The organism is Apilactobacillus sp. EABW-1NA, assembly GCF_030398685.1.
Classification (GTDB): domain Bacteria; phylum Bacillota; class Bacilli; order Lactobacillales; family Lactobacillaceae; genus Apilactobacillus; species Apilactobacillus waqarii.
In genome coordinates this window covers 23273-29506 of sequence record NZ_JAPDKO010000017.1, presented here as the reverse complement: position 1 = coordinate 29506, position 6234 = coordinate 23273, and the positions used below count along the sequence as shown (strand labels likewise).

Annotated in this window: 9 protein-coding genes; 3 read left to right on the top strand and 6 right to left on the bottom strand. The window is 38.4% G+C overall.

What is annotated here, in order from left to right; all coding sequences use genetic code 11:
- Positions 1–13 precede the first annotated feature (13 nt).
- Positions 14–682, bottom strand: coding sequence for a phosphatase PAP2 family protein (locus tag OEZ61_RS05745; RefSeq protein WP_034531481.1), 669 nt, complete (start codon positions 680–682; stop codon positions 14–16).
- Positions 683–837: 155 nt separating this feature from the next.
- Between OEZ61_RS05745 and OEZ61_RS05740 the strand changes: the two genes are divergently transcribed.
- Together OEZ61_RS05740 and OEZ61_RS05735 are read left to right on the top strand one after the other, a co-directional pair.
- Positions 838–1671: a sulfite exporter TauE/SafE family protein gene (locus OEZ61_RS05740; protein WP_041152928.1), complete on the top strand. Its 834-nt coding sequence runs from the start codon at positions 838–840 to the stop codon at positions 1669–1671.
- An 11-nt stretch (positions 1672–1682) separates the two neighbouring features.
- Positions 1683–2051, top strand: a complete 369-nt coding sequence (locus OEZ61_RS05735) for a DUF1634 domain-containing protein (RefSeq protein WP_034531479.1) — start codon at positions 1683–1685, stop codon at positions 2049–2051.
- 24 nt (positions 2052–2075) lie between these two features.
- Here the strand turns inward: OEZ61_RS05735 and OEZ61_RS05730 are convergent, their stop codons facing one another.
- The 3 genes from OEZ61_RS05730 to OEZ61_RS05720 form a co-directional block, all read right to left on the bottom strand.
- Positions 2076–2537, bottom strand: coding sequence for a threonine/serine exporter family protein (locus OEZ61_RS05730; RefSeq protein ID WP_241772192.1), 462 nt, complete (start codon positions 2535–2537; stop codon positions 2076–2078).
- A gap of 6 nt (positions 2538–2543) precedes the next feature.
- Positions 2544–3308, bottom strand: a complete 765-nt coding sequence (locus OEZ61_RS05725; protein WP_347237627.1) for a threonine/serine exporter family protein — start codon at positions 3306–3308, stop codon at positions 2544–2546.
- Positions 3309–3393: 85 nt separating this feature from the next.
- Positions 3394–4050: a metal-dependent transcriptional regulator gene (locus OEZ61_RS05720; RefSeq protein WP_034531476.1), complete on the bottom strand. Its 657-nt coding sequence runs from the start codon at positions 4048–4050 to the stop codon at positions 3394–3396.
- A 157-nt stretch (positions 4051–4207) separates the two neighbouring features.
- Here OEZ61_RS05720 and OEZ61_RS05715 point away from each other — a divergent pair, with 157 nt between their 5' ends.
- Positions 4208–4552 (top strand): hypothetical protein, encoded by a 345-nt coding sequence (locus tag OEZ61_RS05715; RefSeq protein ID WP_290047134.1) that lies wholly within the window; start codon positions 4208–4210, stop codon positions 4550–4552.
- Between the two features lie 71 nt (positions 4553–4623).
- Here the strand turns inward: OEZ61_RS05715 and OEZ61_RS05710 are convergent, their stop codons facing one another.
- Both OEZ61_RS05710 and OEZ61_RS05705 read right to left on the bottom strand, forming a co-directional pair.
- On the bottom strand, positions 4624–5538 hold the full coding sequence (locus OEZ61_RS05710) for a cation diffusion facilitator family transporter (RefSeq protein ID WP_290047133.1): 915 nt from the start codon (positions 5536–5538) through the stop codon (positions 4624–4626).
- A gap of 74 nt (positions 5539–5612) precedes the next feature.
- The gene (locus tag OEZ61_RS05705) at positions 5613–6155 is read right to left on the bottom strand and encodes a GNAT family N-acetyltransferase (protein ID WP_041152933.1); all 543 of its coding nucleotides are present in this window, start codon (positions 6153–6155) and stop codon (positions 5613–5615) included.
- Positions 6156–6234 lie beyond the last annotated feature (79 nt).

Sequence of the window (6234 nt, the reverse complement as noted above, 5' to 3'; positions counted from 1 at the left end):
CAGTTCTTTTTTATTATAGGTATGAGTGTAAAACTGGACGCCAGTGTTGTTTTAATCTTGGCGCATATCTTACATATAACATTTCAGATACTTGTACCCAAGTGTAACCGATAACTACGGCACCAACGGTGTCTGTTGGGAAGTGAGCATTTAGATAAATTCTAGATACCATTACCAATAGGACAAATAGGAACGTTAGTACATATAGTAGTCTTCTGATTAAGTTACTTTGGATATGTGGAAGAATGACAATCCATACAACCGCAATGACGATGAAGATACCTAATACGTGTCCACTTGGGAAACTAAATCCGGTATCAGATGCGCTGTGGAATACTGGACGGTCACGTCTAACAATGTTTTTAACAATGAATCCAATTACGTCAGCACCTGCTAATGTAAAGATTCCCCATAGGGCTTGAAGCTTAAACTTGAATCCCCACATGAAGAATGCCAAAACGAAAATCCAAATGATATCCATCTTTGGACTAGCTAATGTGGTAGCCATGTGCATGATTGTGTCCTTGAATCCGCCAGTAGTTTTTTGGATTTGACCGATAAAGATTGAGTCAAGAAATCTTAGATATCCTGAGTCAATCATTACCGATGCAGTAATAAATAATGATAAAACTAACCCAACGAAAAGTCTGATACCGCGGGTGTAATCCTTATCGATGATCATAATGCATCGATCCTCCTAATCACTTTTTAATGCCATTATACCACAGCTAATGCTATTCTTAAGGGTATTTTCTAATTTTAGAACTTGGAATAGGTGCAATGAAACTAATAATTGTTATAATATTAAGTGATTTATAATTTTAGGAGGAGCTACAAATGATTGAAACAGTCATTCTTATGATTGTCATCGGTGTCCTAGCGGGTATCGGTGGCGCTGTCCTAGGATTGGGTGGTGGAATTATCGTCACCCCTGTCCTAACACTCTTCTTCCATTTAGATATTAAATACGCTATCGGGGCCAGTATCGTTGTGGTTATCGCCACTAGTTCTGGATCAACTATCGCTTATCTAAAAGATGAAGTATTAAACTTACGTGTTGCAATGTTTTTAGAAATTGCCACTACTATTGGTGCACTATCTGGGGCCTTACTTACAGGAATTCTAGAGCCTAAATATCTTTACATACTATTTGGACTATTACTACTATTCTCCGCATTTAACATGGTCAAGAAATTATTGAACAAAAACAAGTCCAATCTAAGCACCAAAGATGATAAATTAGCTGAAAAACTTCGTCTTAACTCAAGTTACTACGATAAGGCTGAAAAGAAACAAATCGACTACAAGGTGGAAAACATCCCCGGTGGTCTATCCGTAATGTTTGGTGCAGGTCTGGCTTCCGGGCTACTAGGAATTGGTTCAGGTGCCTTCAAGGTAATCGCAATGGATACCTTCATGAAGATGCCTTTAAAACCATCAAGTGCAACTAGTAACCTAATGATGGGAGTTACTGCGGCTGCTTCTGCAACAGTGTATTTCTTCAACGGTTCAATCTTGCCACAAGTTGCCGTGCCATTAGCACTAGGAATTCTAGTTGGTGCGACAGTTGGTTCTCGCATCATGCAAGTACTTCCTGCTAGATGGATTCGTATTATCTTCGTCCCTATCATGTTCTACATCGCATGTAGCATGTTATACAAAGGATTCTAGGAGGTTAGATCATGAATACACAACAACCAGCAACTAAAGAAGAAATGAATCGTATCGAATTAGTAATCGGAAAGATTTTACGTGTCGGTGTTGTCATCTCAGCTACCATCATGATTATTGGATTATTACTACTTCTAATCACCGGTAAGTCTGGATATGCTCACGACGCCTTCCCTACTACTTTTAAAGCCATCTTTAGTGGAATTGCGACATTAAAACCATACGCGATTATGATGCTTGGAATCTTTTGTCTAATCCTTACTCCCGTATTACGAGTAATCGTATCAATCTATTCCTTCTACAAGGAAAAAGATATGCTATACGTTTGGATTACCACTTTTGTTCTAATCGTTTTAATCATCAGTTTTTTCTTTGGATAAAACGCAAAATAAAAAGCAACGAGATTATCTCGTTGCTTTTTTTGTTCTCAAATATGTTTTCAATCTTAAGTATAGTTGGTTTAAAAATTCCGCGAATAAAAAACCAGATGCGATTCCACCAGCAATAAAGATAACTTGGATCAAATTGGACTTGGCTAGCGCGTAGTTACCAATTGCTAAACACTTCATAACTTGATAAGCCTGTCCTCCTGGAACTAGTGGCACCAACGCTGGAATATTAAAGATAATGACCGGCATCTTCTTGTAACGCGATGCGAAGATACTCAATATCCCAACAGTGAAGGTTCCTAAAATATCTGCGGTTAAGTATCCGCCCATGTGAACGCTGACGATGTGAAAGACTAACCAGCCAATCAAACTAACGATTCCGGCCATGTTCAATGCTTTTCTGGGTAGATTAATTAATAAACCAAATCCGATGGTGGCAAAATAAACGCACACACTATAAATAATTACGGTTACCAATATAAATCACCCCAAAATCTTAATTGCCATTGCCACACCAAAACCTAGTGCACAGGCACTCATAATCGCTTCAATTCCTCTTGATGGCCCAGAAACCAAATTACCAGACAAGGTATCTCTTACCGCGTTGGTAATCGGTACCCCGGGAACTAGTGGCATCAATCCCCCAATGATTAAATCATCGGCACTCTTTGCGATGCCGGCTCGAATAATCAGAATCGACATAAAGCCGATACAAATAGCCGCTATGAATTCATTTAAGAAACGAATGTCCGTGTAGTGATCGGTCAAACAATAGATGCACCAACCCATCATCCCAACAAATCCGGCTGCCCAAAAATCGGTGTAGTTACTTCTAAATACCACTTCCAGAGTGGAACTAACCATAAACGCACCAATCATTTGAAGCCAGAATGGAAATGGTTTAACATCCTTATCCATTTTCTTTAAACGGCGATAGAATTCACCAAGTGAGATTTTCTTATCAGCGAACTGACGAGAGTAATCATTAACCGTTGATACCTTCTCCAAATCAAACGTTCTTTTATCAATTGCTGTGACCTGTGAACCCATGTCAGGCGTTGCTGACATGATAATTCCAGTCAAAGTAACGTACGCCCTGGCCTCGGTGGCCCCGGCATTTCTTGAAATTCGATCAATGGTATCGGTAACTCTGACCATTTCAGATCCATTTTCAATCATAATCTTTCCAGCAAGTAGACAGGTCTCAACGACTAACTTACTTCTTTGTCTTTCGTTCAACCATCTCACCTCCGTGTCATCTAATGTTTTTCTAATTATAACATTGATTATGATGATAATAAAAAAGACTGAATATTTCAATTCAGTCTTTTAATTAATCAGCATTTCTTATAAATACGTAGTGAGAAGCCTTGTAGCTAATGTCACTTTCTTGATTATCAGTTAGATTTTGGACTGTTACCGGTCCTTCAAATGGTGAATGCTTAATTACCTTAAGCTTGTCGCCAATATCTAATTGAATGTCGCCTAAATATGTTAGTAGGTCGTGATTATCGATGAAACGGTCAACAACGACTGTTTCGCCGTCATCAGCATCATTTAATAGGCGATGGCTATCTTCTTTATAGTGTCCTGACATGTTCGGAATAACTCCTCCATGTGGACAGTGAGATGGGTTCCCCAATTTTTTGTACATTGCTTCTAGCAATCTACCACTGGTAGAATGTTCCAACACTTCAGCTTCTTTATCAACATCTGGAAGTGGATATCCTAGTTCGTTTACTAAAAAACTTTCCCAAATACGGTGTTTTCTAACTAGGACTTCAGCTAACTTGATTCCGTCGTCAGTTAAGGACACTCCAGAGTATGGTTCGTGTTCAACTAATCCTTCATCTAATAGCTTATTAACCATTTCAGTAACTGATCCTGGTGCAATGTCCAAACTAATGGCAATCCTCTTGTTGGATACCTTTTCTTTGGTTCCACCTAGCTCAAAAATAATTTTTAAATAGTCCTCTTTTTTTGGGGTCATTTTTATATCCATGTCTCCTAAATTCAAATCTACTAAAGAGTATCTTACAACTTTATATACTATTTTACCATTTTTATTTCTATTTTTCGGGGAAAATTATATAATTAAGGCGAGATATTAAATATTAATATCTACGATACGAAAGTGAGGCGTTTTTATGGGAGAAAAGTTATTCAGTTTCGATGAGCTTAGCGAACAAGCCAAAGTTACTAGTATCAAGTCATTCAGCGAATTTTACGTTCGTTGTTACAGAAGCCAAAACATGGAGATTTTAAGTCAGGTTCCTGACCAATCGATGTTATGGCAAATCAATCAGGAGGTCTACCGCAACAAGTTCGAATCAGTAGAACATGCTGCCAAGGACACCATCATTTATTGTAGTCATAGCTATGCCAAGTTATTGGGCGAATTAGATATGAAATACTTCGCCAATGGTAATAGCGAAATCACTTGGAACGAGTGGTATGACAGACAATTTGTAGCTGCTCCACACGGGGTATAATTTAAAAGGCCGTTTTTCAAAACAAAAAAGACTCTTTTCGTTTTGAAAAGCGTCTTTTTTTATTTTCTCTATTAATCAATATCGTTTCTGGAATCGAGATATAAATCCTCTTTCTTCCCGCGTTCTACTTCGGCTTGAAGTGTGACGTGTTCGATGCCGTACTTATCATGTAATAGTTTGGCAACTGGATCATAAATCTTTTCAGCCTCGGAAATTAGCATGTCTTGCATGTTAATGTGCGCTGAGAATACGATACTGTTTTCATCTACCGACCAGATGTGAACGTGGTGAACTCCGGTAATTCCTTCAATGTTCATCATGTCCTTTTGAATTGCATAGCAATCAACTGTTGGTGATCCCTGCATCAAAATCTTAACGGTCTTTTTAATGATTGGATATGCTTCAGCTGAAATGTATAGTGCAACGATGATGGTGATGATTGGATCGACTAGCACCCAATCGAATAACTTAATTAAAATCCCACCTAGGATAACACCAATTGAAGCTAAAGTATCACTCAATAAATGTAGATATGTAGCTCGAATGTTTAGATTATGCTTTGAACCACGACTTAATAGTAGTGTGGATACCAAATTAGCAACTGTCGAAACCACAGCAACAATTAGCATTAAGTTTCCGTTAATCTGTTCTGGTTTGAATAGTTTTTGCACCCCTTCAACGATTAGGACAACGGAGATAATCACTAGAAATAGTGAATTTAGAAACGCTGAGATAATCTGAGCTCGCTTGTACCCAAAGGTATTCAATTGATTTTGGGGTCTTTGACTAATTCGGTGCGCATAATAACTACCAACTACTGATGCTGAATCAGCAAAATTGTGAAAAGCATCTGATAATAGTGACAAACTTCCTGAAAAAACTCCCCCTAAAAACTCAACTAGCGTAATTAATGAGTTTAAGATTGTTACCGTAAAGAAACGACGTTGCGACATGGCGTTAACATCGTTATGTTCATGTTCGTGCATGATGCCACCTCCTCCATTCAATTTCATTATACCTTTTGTCAGAATACAAAAAAAGCTGATTTAAAAAAATCAGCTTAGGCAATTAACATTGGTTGTTTAATTACTCTTTCGTATGCGTAGTTCATTACGACATTTGATGAGTCTGTTGCAGAGATTGGAACCACTCTGCCGGTTTCTACAAAGCCAGCTTTCTTGATGACATGTTGCATGCCCAAGTTAAGTGGGTTTGTGTCAATACGAACACTTTGAACGTTGTCCATTTTTTCCACTGCATTGAAGATGCCTTCAAATAACTTTTGAGCCAATCCTCTACCGTGGTGTCTGTTGGAAACTGCAACGCGGTGAATTGATAGGTAAGGGCCGTCAGTCAACCATTGACCATCAAGATTTTCGTAACTAGTGTCTAGTCCGTCAATCACGGCAGCTGTGCCTAAGATTTCACCATCTTCTTCAAGTACAACAGTCCATCCGTTTACGATGTCGTTCATTAATGATTCTGCATTTGGGTAGCCTGTTTGCCATTGGTTCACACCCTGTTTGGCAAGCAATTCCTTCCCTTCGAAAATAATTTGTTCAATTGCGTTAAAATCTTCGATTTGTGCTCTTCTCATTAACATGATCTAAGCCCCCCCCTTTTTGTGTTTGATTTAAATATTTAGCATTTTAGCGACTAGAAAATATTACCACCATTTTTCC